This window comes from Atlantibacter hermannii (genome assembly GCF_009907385.1).
In the GTDB taxonomy this organism is placed as follows: domain Bacteria; phylum Pseudomonadota; class Gammaproteobacteria; order Enterobacterales; family Enterobacteriaceae; genus Atlantibacter; species Atlantibacter hermannii_A.
Map to the genome: position 1 here is coordinate 123,543 of NZ_JAAATR010000073.1, position 15,239 is coordinate 138,781.

15 protein-coding genes are annotated in these 15,239 nt (G+C 56.5%); 6 read left to right on the forward strand and 9 right to left on the reverse strand.

The window, feature by feature from the left end:
- Window positions 1–31 precede the first annotated feature (31 nt).
- Complete coding sequence (locus GV764_RS17690) at window positions 32–961, reverse strand: TauD/TfdA dioxygenase family protein (protein WP_161661261.1); 930 nt, start codon at window positions 959–961, stop codon at window positions 32–34.
- 203 nt (window positions 962–1,164) lie between these two features.
- Here GV764_RS17690 and GV764_RS17695 point away from each other — a divergent pair, with 203 nt between their 5' ends.
- Window positions 1,165–2,949, forward strand: coding sequence for an EAL domain-containing protein (locus GV764_RS17695; protein ID WP_161661262.1), 1,785 nt, complete (start codon window positions 1,165–1,167; stop codon window positions 2,947–2,949).
- Between the two features lie 178 nt (window positions 2,950–3,127).
- Here GV764_RS17695 and ymcF read toward each other — a convergent pair whose 3' ends face one another.
- On the reverse strand, window positions 3,128–3,316 hold the full coding sequence (gene ymcF, locus GV764_RS17700) for a cold shock small protein YmcF (protein ID WP_161661263.1): 189 nt from the start codon (window positions 3,314–3,316) through the stop codon (window positions 3,128–3,130).
- A 492-nt stretch (window positions 3,317–3,808) separates the two neighbouring features.
- Here ymcF and GV764_RS22160 point away from each other — a divergent pair, with 492 nt between their 5' ends.
- On the forward strand, window positions 3,809–3,979 hold the full coding sequence (locus GV764_RS22160) for a YnfU family zinc-binding protein (RefSeq protein WP_220265733.1): 171 nt from the start codon (window positions 3,809–3,811) through the stop codon (window positions 3,977–3,979).
- A 61-nt stretch (window positions 3,980–4,040) separates the two neighbouring features.
- Here the strand turns inward: GV764_RS22160 and patD are convergent, their stop codons facing one another.
- The 6 genes from patD to GV764_RS17730 form a co-directional block, all read right to left on the reverse strand.
- Entirely contained in the window at window positions 4,041–5,465 is a 1,425-nt protein-coding gene (gene patD, locus GV764_RS17705) for an aminobutyraldehyde dehydrogenase (protein WP_161661264.1), read from the reverse strand.
- Between the two features lie 24 nt (window positions 5,466–5,489).
- Window positions 5,490–6,296, reverse strand: a complete 807-nt coding sequence (locus GV764_RS17710) for an ABC transporter permease (protein WP_161661265.1) — start codon at window positions 6,294–6,296, stop codon at window positions 5,490–5,492.
- Window positions 6,286–7,230: an ABC transporter permease gene (locus GV764_RS17715; RefSeq protein WP_161661266.1), complete on the reverse strand. Its 945-nt coding sequence runs from the start codon at window positions 7,228–7,230 to the stop codon at window positions 6,286–6,288. The genes GV764_RS17710 and GV764_RS17715 overlap by 11 nt, the downstream gene beginning before the upstream one ends.
- A gap of 1 nt (window position 7,231) precedes the next feature.
- A complete protein-coding gene (locus tag GV764_RS17720) occupies window positions 7,232–8,245 on the reverse strand; it encodes an ABC transporter ATP-binding protein (RefSeq protein ID WP_161661267.1) in 1,014 nt (337 codons plus the stop codon).
- Window positions 8,246–8,283: 38 nt separating this feature from the next.
- Entirely contained in the window at window positions 8,284–9,420 is a 1,137-nt protein-coding gene (ydcS, locus tag GV764_RS17725; protein WP_161661268.1) for a putative ABC transporter substrate-binding protein YdcS, read from the reverse strand.
- A 331-nt stretch (window positions 9,421–9,751) separates the two neighbouring features.
- The gene (locus GV764_RS17730; RefSeq protein WP_161661269.1) at window positions 9,752–11,173 is read right to left on the reverse strand and encodes an aminotransferase-like domain-containing protein; all 1,422 of its coding nucleotides are present in this window, start codon (window positions 11,171–11,173) and stop codon (window positions 9,752–9,754) included.
- A 218-nt stretch (window positions 11,174–11,391) separates the two neighbouring features.
- Between GV764_RS17730 and GV764_RS17735 the strand changes: the two genes are divergently transcribed.
- Window positions 11,392–11,796, forward strand: a complete 405-nt coding sequence (locus GV764_RS17735) for a g-type lysozyme inhibitor (RefSeq protein WP_161661270.1) — start codon at window positions 11,392–11,394, stop codon at window positions 11,794–11,796.
- 51 nt (window positions 11,797–11,847) lie between these two features.
- On the opposite strand, the gene GV764_RS17740 is transcribed toward GV764_RS17735, so the two are convergent.
- Window positions 11,848–12,423: a hypothetical protein gene (locus GV764_RS17740; protein ID WP_161661271.1), complete on the reverse strand. Its 576-nt coding sequence runs from the start codon at window positions 12,421–12,423 to the stop codon at window positions 11,848–11,850.
- 226 nt (window positions 12,424–12,649) lie between these two features.
- Between GV764_RS17740 and GV764_RS17745 the strand changes: the two genes are divergently transcribed.
- The 3 genes from GV764_RS17745 to GV764_RS17755 are packed head-to-tail and all read left to right on the forward strand — an operon-like array spanning window position 12,650 to window position 15,188.
- Window positions 12,650–14,050, forward strand: coding sequence for a cytochrome ubiquinol oxidase subunit I (locus GV764_RS17745; RefSeq protein WP_161661272.1), 1,401 nt, complete (start codon window positions 12,650–12,652; stop codon window positions 14,048–14,050).
- Window positions 14,047–15,057 carry a cytochrome d ubiquinol oxidase subunit II gene (cydB, locus tag GV764_RS17750; protein ID WP_161661273.1) on the forward strand — a complete coding sequence of 337 codons (1,011 nt, stop codon included), beginning with the start codon at window positions 14,047–14,049 and terminating at the stop codon, window positions 15,055–15,057. Before GV764_RS17745 ends, cydB begins: the two co-directional genes overlap by 4 nt.
- Window positions 15,057–15,188 (forward strand): DUF2474 domain-containing protein, encoded by a 132-nt coding sequence (locus GV764_RS17755; protein ID WP_161661274.1) that lies wholly within the window; start codon window positions 15,057–15,059, stop codon window positions 15,186–15,188. The genes cydB and GV764_RS17755 overlap by 1 nt, the downstream gene beginning before the upstream one ends.
- Window positions 15,189–15,239: the final 51 nt, after the last annotated feature.

A 15,239-nucleotide genomic window follows, 5' to 3' on the forward strand; every position in this document is an offset into this window, starting at 1 on the left:
TGACACCGGGATGCGTTCCCGGTGTTCACCCTCAGGCCACCTTCTGCGCCTGTTCGACCGGACTGACCAGCGTCCGGCTGCGCGAACCGTCTACCGCCACCGCGCTTTCTCCTTCCACCGTCACGCGACGCACCAGCCGCGGCTGATTGCCATAGTCATTTACCGCGTAATGCTGGGTGGTACGGTTATCCCAGATCGCCACATCGTCCTGCTGCCACTGCCAGCGCACGGTGTTTTCCAGCCGGGTAATGCGATTTTGCAGCAGCTCGAAAATCTTCGCCGATTCTTTACTGCTGAAGCCCACCAGCCGCTTAAAGAAATGCCCCAGCAGCAGCGCCCGTTCGCCTGAGACCGGATGAACATGCACCAGCGGATGCTCCGCTTCCCAGACCGAGGAGACGAACACTTTCTGGTGATGCTCCAGCCGGTGGGCCTCGGTCACCGTGCGCTCCGCGCCGTAATCATAGTCGTTGCTGTGTACCGCGCGCAGCGACTCGGCGAAGCGTTTGAGCGCTTCCGGCAACTGTTCATAGGCCGCTGCGGTATTGGCCCACACCGTATCGCCGCCATATGCCGGTATGGTCACCCCGCGCAGGATCGAGATTTTAGGGAATGCCTCAACAAAGGTGACATCGGTATGCCATGAGTCGGCGCGCCCGCCGCCTTTTGAGGCATCGAGTTCAAACAGTTTGCTGTTGCCCGGCGCAGGTACGGTGGGATGAGGCACAATCTTGCCGAATCGCGCGCCAAACGCCTGATGGGTTTCATCCGTCAGATGCTGCTGCTGGCGAAAGAACAGGACTTTATATTTGATTAACGCCGCTTCAATTTGGGCGAACAACGCATCGTCCAGATCGGGAGATAAACGCACGCCTCTGACTTCAGCGCCAATATTTCCCGCGACCGGGTGAATGTCTACTAATGAAAACGCGTGATCGAAAGCGTTGACCGACGTACTCATGGGATGTTCCTCAATAGTGTGCGGAAACATCACCTTAAAGAGCAGGACTGGCGGAACAAACCACTTTATCCGCATTTCCATTGCCAGATTGCGCAAATGCCTTTTCCCCACCCCGTTGTACCCAGGCCACAAATTCACGCATCAAATTCGGCGAATGTCCCAGAATTTCTTATCCTTAAAGACTCAGGGTGCAGGAGCGCATTATGTTTTCAGGACTCAATCAAGACGAAACCAAAAAGCTCGCGGCGCTGGATCTGCTGCGCCGGGATGATACGCCACGCGATCGGATCTTAGGTGAATTCGCGCGTCTGGCGAGCACGATCATGGGTGTTTCCGGCTGTTTTGTCACGATTTTCGATCCTAAATTCCAGTACATCAAATACGCCCATAACATCGCGCTGCCCGAGAAAATACCGGCGGAGCAGTCGATGTGCCAGCACTCGGTGTACGCCTGCGAATCGATTATTTGCCCCGACGCCCGCCAGGATGCGCGCTTTCATCATCATCCGCTGGTACAGAGCGGCGCAGCGGTGTTCTACGCCGCCTCGCCGCTTAAAACCCGCGATGAGTTTGTGCTGGGTACGCTCTGCGTCACCGAACAGTACCCGGTAAAACCTTCACAGGAAAAGATCGACCAGTTCCTGCATATCGCCTCGCTGGCCAGCGCGTATCTGGAAGCCTGGTATTCCGTCGGGCAGATTGATGCGTTAACCGGCTTGCCTAACCGGCAGAACCTACTCAATGAACTGGAAAGGATCGTGCGGTCGAAAACCACCGAGTTGCATACGCTGCTGCTTTTCGACTGCATCGAAATCCCTAAGCTGTATGAGCTTTCGCGCTACTTAGGGGTTGCCGCCGTGGAAACCATGCTGCGCAACTTCGGCGCGCTGCTGCGGCTGCGCCTCGATCTGAGCAGGACCATCCCGCTTTATTCCTTCGCGACCGGGCGCTTCGCGGTGCTGGTCAAAGCCAGTCAGGCCAGCGCGATTGTGGAAAAAGCCGAGCGCATGCCGCCGACGCTGGCGAGCATTACCGGAGATATCGAGTTACAGCTGCAAACCCATACCGGCTACGCGCTGTTCTGCCCTTCCCAGACCAGCGGACAGGAGGTGTTCCGCCACGTTATCAGCGCGCTGCATGAGGCCATTCGTCAGGGCGTGCCGGTAAAAGCCTTCGACCCGGTGCTGGACCGCAAACGCAACGACGACTTTAAGCTGCTGTACGACATCGGCGAAGCGATTAAAGCGCCCGGGCAGCTCTCTCTGGTGTATCAGCCGAAAATCTCGTTGCACACCGGAGAGACCATCGGCGCGGAAGCGTTATTGCGCTGGGACCACCCGACGCGCGGCAATATTCCCCCTTCCACCATCGTCGCGCTGGTGGAAAGAACCACGCTGATGAGAGATATCACCCAGTGGGTCATTCGGGAAGCCATCCGCCAGACATTAATCTGGCGCAAAAGCGGTATTTATCTGCCGATCTCGATTAACGTCACGGTAAGCGATTTCTCCGTTCCCGGTTTCGCCAGCGATCTGGAGCGACAGGTGCTGAAGGCCGGGCTGACCTGCAAGGATTTCCGCATTGAATGCCTGGAAACCGATAAAGTACTGGAAAGCGAGGTGGCCCTGATGGAGCTGGATTTACTCAAGGCAAAAGGGTTTTTAATTTTGCTCGACGATTTTGGCGCGGGGTACAGCAATATTAATTATCTGCGGCGGATCCCCATCGATATTATCAAGCTGGACCGTTCGCTCATCAGCCAGATCACCACTGATGAAGCCAGTCTGGTGATTGTACGCAACGTGATTGTGATGCTGAAAGAGCTGGATTATCAGGTGCTGGCCGAAGGGGTGGAGGATATCGCGACGGCGCGGATATTGAAGGCGTTTGGGTGCGATGAGGTGCAAGGGTATTATTTTTCCAGGCCGCTGTTGCCGGAGAGGATCCCGGAGTGGATGGGGATGAGAGGGTTACTGGAGGGACTATAAGCCTGAGAGGATCGAAATGTTCTTCTCAACGATTTATAGCTCCAGAGGCTTTAGGGAGCCGCGCAGAGGTATTTTAACTGACGCAGAGGTGGTTTTTGCGGTAGCGGAATAAAATAACCACACATTATTGAAAATATAAAAAGCCTCGCATCCACGAGGCTTTTTATCAGCCAAAATTCTAATTATGTATCTGTCCGGAAATTTGCATCACCCGGTTTTGTGCCGTGAGGGTATCCAGCGTCACCATCGGCGATTTGCAAAAAATACATTTTGCGCCGAATGGGTTTTGGGCAGAAACATCAAAATGCGAGGTTCGGTATTGAGAACCATGGCAGCAAGGGCAGCGAAAATGAATATGTAATGTCATAAAATATCCTCTCAGCGTCATCGCGCTGGCAGTAGCCTGACACTGCACTCCATCTGTCTTCGTCCAGTGGCTTTTGTTGTTTAGCAGGACGGCAGGAGCAGCAGCGTTGGGTTAATTTTTATCTTTAGCGTGCAGGGGGTTGAGCGCATGATCACAAGGGTGAAACTGGCGCGTTCCTTCCTTAACGCATTGCTTGTTCGGTACGTGATTTTTTATTTGTTGTAACCGTCAATTTCTGTCTGACGGAAATGTTCAACGCACTAACGTTATGAGGTAAAAAAAGAAAAAACTCAAAAGGAAATATCTGAAAGATACGAGTGATGAGAATGACTTTGAAACCGCGAAAAATAATTAAATCTGTTGACCGACCGTTCATTAACGCATGTTCCACCGATTTAAGCAAGCGCTCATCCTTAATTAACTTTTCACTATAATTTGTCGCAGAAGTAAAAAGCGTGTAAGGTTGCCTGCCATTTCTACAGGAAAGAATCGATGACTGAACGGAAAAACGTTAAAAAAGCCCGCAATTACCTTGTTACCTGCCAATGCCCTAAGTGCGAAAAAAACTCTGAACACAGCTTCACACGCGTACAAAAAGGCTCCACTCTTATCTGCCCGCACTGCAATCAACTTTTCCAGCCCGCTAAAAACGTCGCCGCATAGCGCCTGCGCAATGAATAAACCCGCAGGGATAAACGGTGTTATCCCTGCGGGTTTGAGCTATTTAGTGCTTAATCATTACATGCCGGACAAGCGTGTAATCTTCTAAGCCATACACCGACATGTCCTTACCGTAGCCGGAAAGTTTTTGCCCGCCGTGCGGCATTTCGCTGACCAGCATAAAGTGGGTGTTTACCCAGGTGCAGCCGTACTGTAAACGGGCGCTTAAGCGATGGGCGCGGCCTACGTCCTGAGTCCACACCGATGATGCCAGCCCGTACCGGGAATCGTTGGCCCACGCCAGCGCTTGCGCTTCATCGCTAAACTCGGTCACGCTGATGACCGGGCCGAATACTTCGTGCTGCACAATGGCGTCGTCCTGCTTTGCCCCGGCCAGTACGGTAGGCTTGAAGAAATAGCCGGGACCCTCGACTTTCTCGCCGCCGGTCACCACCTTGATATGGTCCAGCGCTTTGGCGTCGTTCACCGCCTGGGTGACGCGCTCCAGGTGGGCCTGTGAGCTGAGCGGCCCGAGCTCGGTGGATTCATCATCCGGCGCGCCGTACTTGAGGCTGCCCACCGCGTCGCCGAGCTTTTCCACCAGCCTGGCGTAAATGCCCGACTGGGCGTAGATGCGACAGGCAGCGGTACAGTCCTGCCCCGCGTTGTAAAACCCGAAGGTGCGAATACCCTCAACGACGGCATCAAGATCCGCGTCGTCAAACACCAGTACCGGCGCTTTACCGCCCAGTTCCATATGGGTGCGCTTCAGGGTGCTGGCGGTGCGGCCCACAATGTGCGCGCCGGTCGCGATGGAGCCGGTCAATGACACCATGCGCACTTTGTCATGCCCGGTTAACGGATCGCCGACGTTTTTCCCGGTGCCGAACAGCACATTTAGCACCCCTGCCGGGAAGATATCTTTCGCCAGTTCCGCCAGCTTAAAGGCGGTGAGCGGCGTGATTTCCGACGGTTTGAGCACCACGCAGTTGCCCGCCGCCAGCGCCGGCCCGAGTTTCCAGGCCGCCATCATCAGCGGATAGTTCCACGGCGCGATAGACGCCACCACGCCTACCGGATCGCGGCGGATCATCGAGGTGTGCCCCGGCAAATATTCGCCCGCCGCCAGGCCGTTCAGACAGCGCGCCGCGCCAGCGAAGAAGCGGAACACGTCCACCACCGCCGGGATCTCGTCATTCAGCACGCAGTGATATGGCTTGCCGCAGTTAAGGGATTCGAGTTTCGCGAAGGTTTCAGCATTTTGCTCAATCACATCCGCCAGTTTCAGCAGCGCGTCGGCACGCTCTTTCGGGGAAGTTTGCCCCCACTGGTCGAACGCGGCGTCGGCGGCTTCGACGGCGTCATTCACCTGCTGCGCCGTGGCTTCGGGGATGTCCAGCAGCACTTCGCCCGTCGCCGGGTTGTAAACCGGCAGACGCTCGCCGTTGCCGTCTACCAGTTGTCCATTGATCAATAATTGACTCTGCATAGCCTGCCTCATCGATATCGAATTTTATTTACCGCTACCGGCGACCATTTCGCCATCGCGCGTGAGCCACCAGGCCCCGAGGATCGGGATGGTGGTGACCAGCATCACGCAAAGCGCCACCACATTGGTGACGGGCACATCGCGCGGTCTTCCGAGCTGGTTGAGCAACCACAGCGGCAGCGTACGTTCATGCCCCGCCGTGAACGTGGTGACGATGATTTCGTCAAACGACAGCGCAAACGCCAGCATCCCGCCCGCCAGCAGCGCCGAACCGAGATTCGGCATGATCACGTAGCGGAAGGTCTGCCAGCCGTCGGCGCCCAAATCCATAGATGCTTCAATCAGGCTGTACGAGGTGCGCCGGAACCGGGCGATCACGTTGTTGAACACCACCACCACGCAAAACGTGGCGTGGCCCACCACGATAGTCAGAAAACCAGGTTCCAGATCGACCGTTTTAAAGGCGGTCAACAGCGCGATACCGGTGATGATCCCCGGCAGCGCAATCGGCAGCAGTAACAGCAGCGAGATGGCGTTCTTGCCAAAGAAATCACGTCGCCAGAGCGCTGCTGCAGCAAGCGTGCCAAGTACTAATGCCAGCGCCGTGGCGAGGGAGGCAATCTTCACCGATAACATCACCGCGTCCAGAATATCGCCGCGCTGCGCCGCCACGCTAAACCACTTCAGGGTGAAACCCTGCGGTGGAAAGCTAAAGGCCGCATCCTCGGTATTAAAAGCATAGGCGCCAATAACGAAAAGCGGCCAGTGAAGGAACACAATCGCGCCCCAGGCGGCGATTTTGAGCCAAATTGGTGCGCGTTCAGAGTGCATCGAAGGCCCCCAGTCGTTTCACGATCGCCAGATAAAGGGCAATTAACACGATCGGCACCAGCGTAAACGCTGCCGCCATAGGCATATTGCCGATCGCCCCCTGCTGGGAATAAACCATGTTGCCGATGAAATACCCCGGCGGGCCAACCAGCTGCGGCACGATAAAGTCGCCCAGCGTCAGGGAGAACGTAAAGATAGAGCCCGCCGCCACGCCCGGTATGGCGAGAGGGAGGATCACGAAACGAAACGTTTGGGTCGGCGTGGCCCCTAAATCTGCCGAGGCCTGAAGCAGCGACGGCGGCAGACGTTCCAGCGCCGCCTGAATCGGCAGGATCATAAACGGCAGCCAGATATAGACGAACACCAGGAAGCGCCCGAAACCGGAGGTCGACAGCGTGTTGCCCCCCACCAGCGGCAGCGAGAGAAACGCCGCCAGCGCGCCGTCTAATCCCATGTGTTGCAGGAACCACTGCGCCACGCCGTCCTTCGCCAGCAACAGCGTCCAGGCATAAGCCTTGACGATATAGCTGGCCCACATCGGCAGCATCACGGCGATATAAAAGAAGGCTTTCATTTTGCCGTGTACGTAGCGCGCCATGTAATACGCAATGGGGAACGCCACCACCGCGCTGGCGAGGGTCACGACAATCGCCATCGTCACGGTGCGCACAATGATGTCGTAGTTCGCCGGCTGGAACAGGGCTTGCAGGTTAGCCAGGGTCAAATCCGACGTCACCGACATGGTGAAGTCATCAAAAGTGTAGAAGCCTTGCCACAGCAGGGTCAGCAGCGATCCTAAATAGACCACGCCGAACCACATCAGCGGCGGCAACAGCAATAGCAGCAGCCACAGCGTCGGGCGCGCCCAGAAGAAGGCGGTCACGCGACGCATCAGGCCGGGCTGTTGAGCGGGTTGCGGGAGCGTCATATCCATGTCATCCCTCCGCGTGCAATGGGATCATCGCGTCACGGGACCAGGAGGCCAGCACCGGCTGACCGATACGAAACGCGCCGTCGGGCTGGGCATCATAAAGGTTGGCCTGGCTGACCAGCAGCCGCCCGCCGTCGTCGAGCCGCAGTTCAAGACGCGTCGCCGCGCCCTGGTACTGGATCTCCTGCACCGTGCCCTGCACCTGAATGTCGCCCGGCTGATTCAGCGTGATATGTTCCGGGCGCAGGGAATAGGCCCCGCTGCCGCCCCACAGCCGCTGCACCTGCTCGGCGGTCAACACGTTGGAGGTGCCGACAAACCCGGCGACAAACGGGGTGCGCGGGCGCCTGTACAGTTCGCGCGGCGAATCCACCTGTTCGATACGGCCATTGTTAAACACCGCCACCCGGTCAGACATCGACAGCGCTTCGCCCTGATCGTGGGTGACGAAAATAAAGGTAATGCCCAGCTCGCGCTGAAGTTTTTTCAGTTCGCTCTGCATCTGCTCGCGCAGCTTGAGATCCAGCGCGCCGAGCGGTTCATCCAGCAGCAGAACGCGCGGCTGATTGACCAGCGCGCGGGCGATGGCGACGCGCTGACGCTGGCCGCCGGAAAGCTGGGACGGCTTACGGGCGTGCGTAAACCCGAGCGCCACCTGGTCCAGCGCCTGGGCCGCTTTCGCCAGCCGCGTCTTTTTATCGACGCCTTTGACCATCAGCCCATAGGCCACATTCTCCAGCACCGACATATGCGGGAACAGCGCGTAGTCCTGAAATACGGTATTCACATCGCGCTGCCAGGGCGGCAGGTCGCGCGCTTCCTGGCCGAAGATGCGGATCGAGCCTGACGACAGCTGTTCAAAACCGGCGATAAGCCGCAGACAGGTGGTTTTGCCGGAGCCGGACGGCCCCAGCATGGAGAAAAACTCACCATCGTTGATCCTGATGGTGACGTCATCCACCGCCCGCACATCACCGTACAGGCGGCTGACATTGATAAATTCTACTGCGTACGACATGGTCACCCCGCTTTAAAATAACCACATGGATCGGTCGATTATCGTCCGCCCATAATGGCGATATAGTCCTGCGTCCAGCGGCTGTAGGGAACGAACTTCCCGCCGTTGGCAACCGGGGTTTTCCAGAACATAATCTTATCGAAGTAATTGAAGCCGTTGGTTTCGCAGCCTTTATCACCCAACAACTGACTGGCTTTACAGCCTTCCACCACCGCCGGCAGTGAGCCGAACCAGGCTGCCACATCGCCCTGTACTTTCGGGGTCAGCGACCAGTTCATCCACTGATAGGCGCAGACCGGGTGTTTTGCCTGGGCGTGCAGCATGGTGGTATCGGCCCAGCCAGTGACGCCCTCTTTCGGGAACACGGTGGCGATGGGCTGGCCTTCGGCTTTCAGGGCGTTGGCCTGATACGGCCAGGCGCTGGACGCAACCACCCCTTCGTTTTTGAAATCGCTCATCTGGACGGTGGTGTCATGCCAGTAGCGATGCACCAGCTGATGCTGATCGCGCAGCACTTTTAGCACCGCCTGGTACTGCTCTTCGGTGAGCTGATACGGGTCGTTGATTTTTAAATCCGGCTGCGCGGTTTTCAGGTACAGCGCGGCATCGGCGATATAAATCGGCCCGTCATAGGCCTGCACGCGGCCCTGGTTAGACTTACCGTCGGCCAAATCCTGTTTCACAAACAGCACGGCCCAGCTATCCGGCGGGGAGGTAAAGGTTTTGGTGTTGTACATCAGCAGGTTCGGGCCCCACTGATACGGCGTGCCGTAAACTTTGCCGTCGACGTTAAACCATTCGCCCTTCACCAGCCGGGGATCGACGTTTTTCCAGTTGGCAATTTTGCTGGTATCGATGGGCTGAACGCGTTTGCCCATGATCAGGCGCAGCGACGCATCGCCGGAGGCGGTCACCAGGTCGTAGCCGCCTTTCGCCATCAGGCTGACCATCTCATCCGAGGTGGCGGCAGTCTTGACGTTCACTTCGCAGCCGGTCTCTTTCTCGAACTGGGTCACCCAATCGTATTGTTTATCGGTTTGCCCGCGTTCGATGTACCCCGGCCAGGCGATAATATCCAGCCGCCCTTCCCCTTTAACCTCGCTGTCGGCAGCCTGAGCGGTAAGCACGGTCAGGCACAGCGCACTCAATGTGCTCAGCGCAAATTTCTTACTCATAAACGGTACTCCTGTCTGAAGTCGTATCAGGCAGCCTTGCCGTAAAATTATGTCCCAATAAAAAAATAGCCTTCGCCTTAAAACCATTCCTGTTAATCGCCAGGAATTTATTAAGGATGTGACAAACCGCGCACAATTTCATGAAATGCCACGAAGGCATTTTTATAGTGTAGACAGGGAGTTAGCTTTTTTTGCAGATATCGACATTTCCTATGACGGTTATTTTTATAATTACTAAAAACAGTCGTCATTAAAAATCAGCGATATTGTTAATCGCTGAAAATAAGTTATTCAGTGAAAGAGAAAATAATCATTCAATACGCATATTTAATTATTTACCAGGGTGAGATGATAATTCACCGATCAGTATCCCCAACGTTTTTACCGCCTGCTCTTCCCTGTCGCCCCACGCCCAGGAGGCGTTAAAGCGGAAATAGCTGTCGTAAATACGCTCGGTGGTGAACATTTTTCCCGGCGCAATACTGATTTTATGAGCCAGCGCGCGTTCGCTAAGCTGCCCGGCATCCAGACCTTCGGGTAATTCTATCCATAAGAAATAGCCGCTTTCGCTGCGGTGGATTTTCACTTCCGGCGGTAAATGGCGGCACAGCGACTGCCAGGCCTGCTGCTTGCGCTGCGCCAGTTCCCGGCGCAGACGGCGGAGATAATTGTCATATCGCCGGGAGGCCAGATAGTCCACCAGCGCCAGCTGCATGGGTGAACTGGTGGAAAGCGTGCTCATTAACTGTAGATGCTGAATACGTCGGGCGTGCCGGCCTGCGGCCACCCAGCCGATGCGAAAGCCCGCCACCAGGCATTTGGAGAACGACGAACAGTGCAGCACCTGGCTCTGGGTATCCCATGCCAGCGCGGGCAGCGGCTTCTCTCGCCCGTAGTACAGCTCGCTATAGACATCGTCTTCGATCAGCGCCACGTTATGGCGCGTCAGCAGCGCCACCAGCTGCGCTTTCTTATCCGGGCTCAGGGTGAATCCCAGCGGATTCTGGCTGTTGGTCATCAGCCAGCAGGCTTTCACCGGGTATTCATTCAGCGCCTGTTCGAGGGCGGCCAGATCGATACCGCTTTCCGGCGTGGTTGCCACCGACAGCGCTTTTAAACGCAGCCGCTCCAGCGCCTGAAGCGCGCCGTAAAAACAGGGGTTTTCAACGATCACCCAGTCGCCCGGCTCAGTAACGGCCTGGAGGCTGAGGTTGAGCGCCTCCAGCGCCCCGGCGGTGATGACGATTTCATCCGGCGAGACGTTAATCCCCTGCTGGGCATAGCGTCGGGCGATGGCGTGGCGCAACGCTTCATTGCCCGGCGGCAGGTTGTCGATCACGCTCATGGCCGTGGCGGTTTTACTGACGTTCGCCAGCGAGCGGTTGAGCTGGGCCAGCGGGAACAAACGCGGATCGGGAAACGCCGAGCCAAACGGCACCACGCTGGCATCGCAGCTGGCCTGTAAGACGTCGAAAATATAAGTATTTATGTCTACCGCTTCATTGCGCATCACCTGCGCGGCAGGCGCGCGGGACGGCGTGGTCGGGCGCGGCGCGACGTAATAGCCAGACTGCGGACGCGCCACAATTACCCCCTGGCTCTCCAGGGTCTGATAGGCGTGGCTGACGGTCATAAAACTGATGTCGCCGCTGGCGCACTGTTCACGCAGGGAGGGAAGCCGGTCGCCCGGTTGCCAGACACCTAATTCAATTTGATCGATAATCTGCTGCGCCAGCCGCTGGTATTTCTTCATGGTCCCTCCCGTTTGTGGCAGGAGTATAACAATATCGCAACCCTCTGCGTGCGGCAGTAAAAGCGATTAACAACGTATTCGGCTGCCAATAACAGAAAAGATGTTTTTTACTGAGAACATTCCTGAACATTATGCCGGTCAATGGATTGCGTTGATCTCTCCTGTTCCAGAAATACACTACGCTTAGGTCAGTAAAACACGCCAACGGAACGCGATTCATGAAAAAATATATTGCCAGCTCACTGCTCTGTTGTTTGCTCTCCGCGCCGGCTTTCGCTGCGGATAACTTCACCACGGTGCCGGTACAGTTCGCCAAAGGCACCTCCAGCGCGCAGATGAAAGGCACCTTCGCCGGGTACGACAGCATTAACTACACCGTCACGGCAAAACAGGGCCAGCAAATGACGATAAAAATCGCTGGCAGCAATAATGCCAACTTCAACGTGTTTGCCCCAGGCGCCACGCCGGGCGCAGCGGAAGCGTTAGGCTCCGGCTATGTCGGCGGCGACTGGTCGGCGAAACTGCCCGCCAGCGGTAACTATACTGTTCAGGTCTTCCAGACCCGCGCCACCGCCCGTAAAGGCAGCAAAGTGCCGCATACACTCACCGTGAGCATTAAGTAAGGTGACTGCGGCCGGGGTAACCCGCCGCTTTAACCAGAAAGATGTTCGGGGTTAATGATAATCGCCGTAAACCTTCAGCCCTGCCCCGGTCCCCTGATAGCCTGTAATCCAGTACTCATTGTTTTCGTCAGGCCTTAACGTAAACTTATCAAATGCGCTTACCGCCGTTAGCGTATTATTTGCATTAAGGAAATACGCTATTCCATCCTCATCGCCGCTCATATAGGGAATAAATGTGGATGAAATGGCGTTGTCCTTATTAAGGCTAAACAGAATATCAATGCCACCACGTTCCGATTGAAAATCAATGATTATCGTTTTGCTGTTCACCGGGAATGCCGTTACCCCAACCACTGCTTCTAACGATACGCAACGAAATGAGGTTTTCTCAGCCTTTTTGTCAGCGGTCTGATATTCAATAACACACGCGTCAGGATCGGAACCACCATTCTCATCAGCATGTGTTGATTGTTGGATAAGTGTCCATTTGCCGTCAGGCGTCGTAATATGCATCGCGTTTTGATGAATATCGGTTACATCAATCCAGGCTAATTTTTTGGGTGGCAATTCCGCAGAAAAACAACTCGCTGACAAGCTTAAACACATTACTGATATCACTTTTTTCATGGCTACTCCTGCAGAAATCAATGCGCAAAATTAAGGGGATAAATATATCATTTCACCCCGTAAGCCTGTTCCGAGTTCACGTTCACCCCCTTCCCGAAAACCATAACAAAACTTAAAAAAAAACCCTTTGAGGTGAACTGTTATACCTAAATACCCTGCCACTGTTTCTAATAATCCGCCTGACCTGGGCCTATCCTCCCGCCAGAGCTATTGTCAGGAGCCAGGCATGTTTGAGTTGGATGCGTTTCACTTAGCGCGAATACAGTTCGCCTTTACCGTTTCTTTTCACATCATTTTTCCGGCCATCACCATCGGGCTCGCCAGCTATCTGGCGGTGCTGGAAGGCATGTGGCTGAAAACCAAAAATCCGGTATGGCGTTCGCTGTACCACTTCTGGTCAAAAATCTTCGCCGTTAACTTCGGGATGGGCGTGGTGTCGGGGCTGGTGATGGCCTATCAGTTCGGCACCAACTGGAGCGGTTTTTCCCAGTTCGCGGGCAGCATTACCGGTCCGCTGCTCACTTATGAAGTGCTGACCGCGTTCTTCCTCGAAGCCGGTTTTCTGGGCGTGATGCTGTTCGGCTGGAACAAAGTCGGGCCGGGGCTGCACTTTTTCTCAACCTGCATGGTGGCGTTGGGCACGCTGATGTCCACGTTCTGGATCCTGGCGTCTAACAGCTGGATGCAGACGCCCCAGGGGCATGAAATCATTAACGGCCAGGTGGTGCCGGTGGACTGGTTCGCGGTGATCTTCAACCCGTCGTTCCCCTACCGTCTGTTCCACATGACCATCGCCGCGTTTTTAAGCAGCGCCCTGTTTGTCGGCGCATCGGCGGCCTGGCATCTGCTGCGCGGCAACAACACCCCCGCCATCCGCACCATGTTTTCAATGGCGCTGTGGATGACGCTGATCGTCGCGCCGGTTCAGGCGCTGGTGGGCGATATGCATGGGCTGAATACGCTTGAGCATCAGCCCGCGAAAATTGCCGCCATTGAGGGCCACTGGGAAAACCTGCCCGGCGAGCCGACGCCCCTGCTGCTGTTCGGCTGGCCGGATATGGAGCAGGAACGCACCCGTTATGGGCTGGCGATCCCGGCGCTCGGCAGCCTGATTTTGACCCACAGTCTGGATAAGCAGGTGCCGGCATTGAAAGAATTCCCCAAAGCCGACCGTCCTGATTCGACGATAGTGTTCTGGTCGTTTCGCATTATGGCCGGGCTGGGCATGCTGATGCTGCTGCTCGGGGCGCTGGCGGTGTGGTTGCGCTACAAACAACGACTGTACACTTCGCGTCCGTTCCTGCGTTTTGCGCTGTGGATGGGGCCCTCGGGATTAATTGCCATTCTGGCGGGCTGGGTGACGACCGAAGTGGGCCGCCAGCCCTGGGTGGTGTATGGCCTGCAACGCACGGCGGATGCGGTTTCCGCCCACGGCACGCTGCATATGAGCATCAGCCTGCTGGCGTTTTTCGTGGTGTATATGTCGGTGTTTGGCGTCGGGTACAGCTATATGGTGCGGCTGATTAAGAAAGGCCCGCAGCCCGAGGACGCGCTGCCGCCGGTCAACGGCACGCCCGCCCGGCCGCTCTCCGCCGTCCCTCAAACCACCTCCGGGGAGGCCGTATGATGTTTGATTTCGCCATTATCTGGTTTGTGATTATTGTCTTCGCCACCCTGATGTACATCGTCATGGACGGGTTCGATCTCGGGATTGGCATTCTGTTTCCGTTTATCCGTGATAACGACGACCGCGATGTGATGGTCAACAGCGTCGCCCCGGTGTGGGACGGCAACGAGACCTGGCTGGTGCTGGGCGGCGCCGGGCTGTTCGGCGCGTTTCCGCTGGCTTACGCGGTGATCGTCGATGCCCTGACCATTCCGCTGTCATTGATGCTGATTGGGCTGATTTTTCGCGGCGTGGCGTTCGAATTCCGCTTCAAAGCCACGCCGGGCCACCGCCCGTTCTGGGATAAAGCCTTTATGGCCGGTTCGATTCTGGCGACGTTCTGCCAGGGCGTGGTGGTCGGCGCGGTGGTCAGCGGGTTTGAGGTGACCGGGCGCGCCTTTAGCGGCTCGCCGCTGGGCTGGCTGACGGCGTTCAACCTGTTCTGCGGCCTGGGATTAGTGGTGGCCTACGCCCTGCTCGGCGCGACCTGGCTGGTGATGAAAAGCGAGAACCCGCTCGAGCAGCGGATGCGTGCCCTGACCCGCCCGCTGCTGCTGGCGCTGTTGGCGGTTATTGCCGGGATCAGTCTCTGGACGCCGCTGGCCCATGCGGATATCGCCACGCGCTGGTTTAGCCTGCCCAATCTGTTCTGGCTGCTGCCGGTGCCGCTGCTGGTTGTCTTCTTCAGCCTGTGGCTGTGGCGCAGCGTGATGGACAGCCGCCGCCATACGCTGCCGTTTGTCCTGACGCTGGGGCTGATTTTCCTCGGCTTCAGCGGGCTTGGGATCAGCATCTGGCCGCAGATCATTCCGCCGCATATCAGCATCTGGCAGGCCGCCGCGCCCGCCTCCAGCCTCAGCTTTATGCTGATTGGCGCACTGCTGATTATTCCGGTTATTTTGATTTACACCTTCTGGAGCTACTACGTATTTCGCGGCAAGGTGCAGCATGGCGAGGGGTATCACTGATGAAAACCGCACTCTGGTCGAAACGCCTGTTCTGGCTGGCGGTAATTTGGGGCGGCAGCGTGCTGACGCTGGCGGCGGTAGGGCTGTTTTTCCGGGTGATAATGGCGGCAGCCGGTTTTAAATCCCATTAGGATCGCGCAGTTAATCACGGCCAACCTCAACGCAAGGGCAACCAACACGCT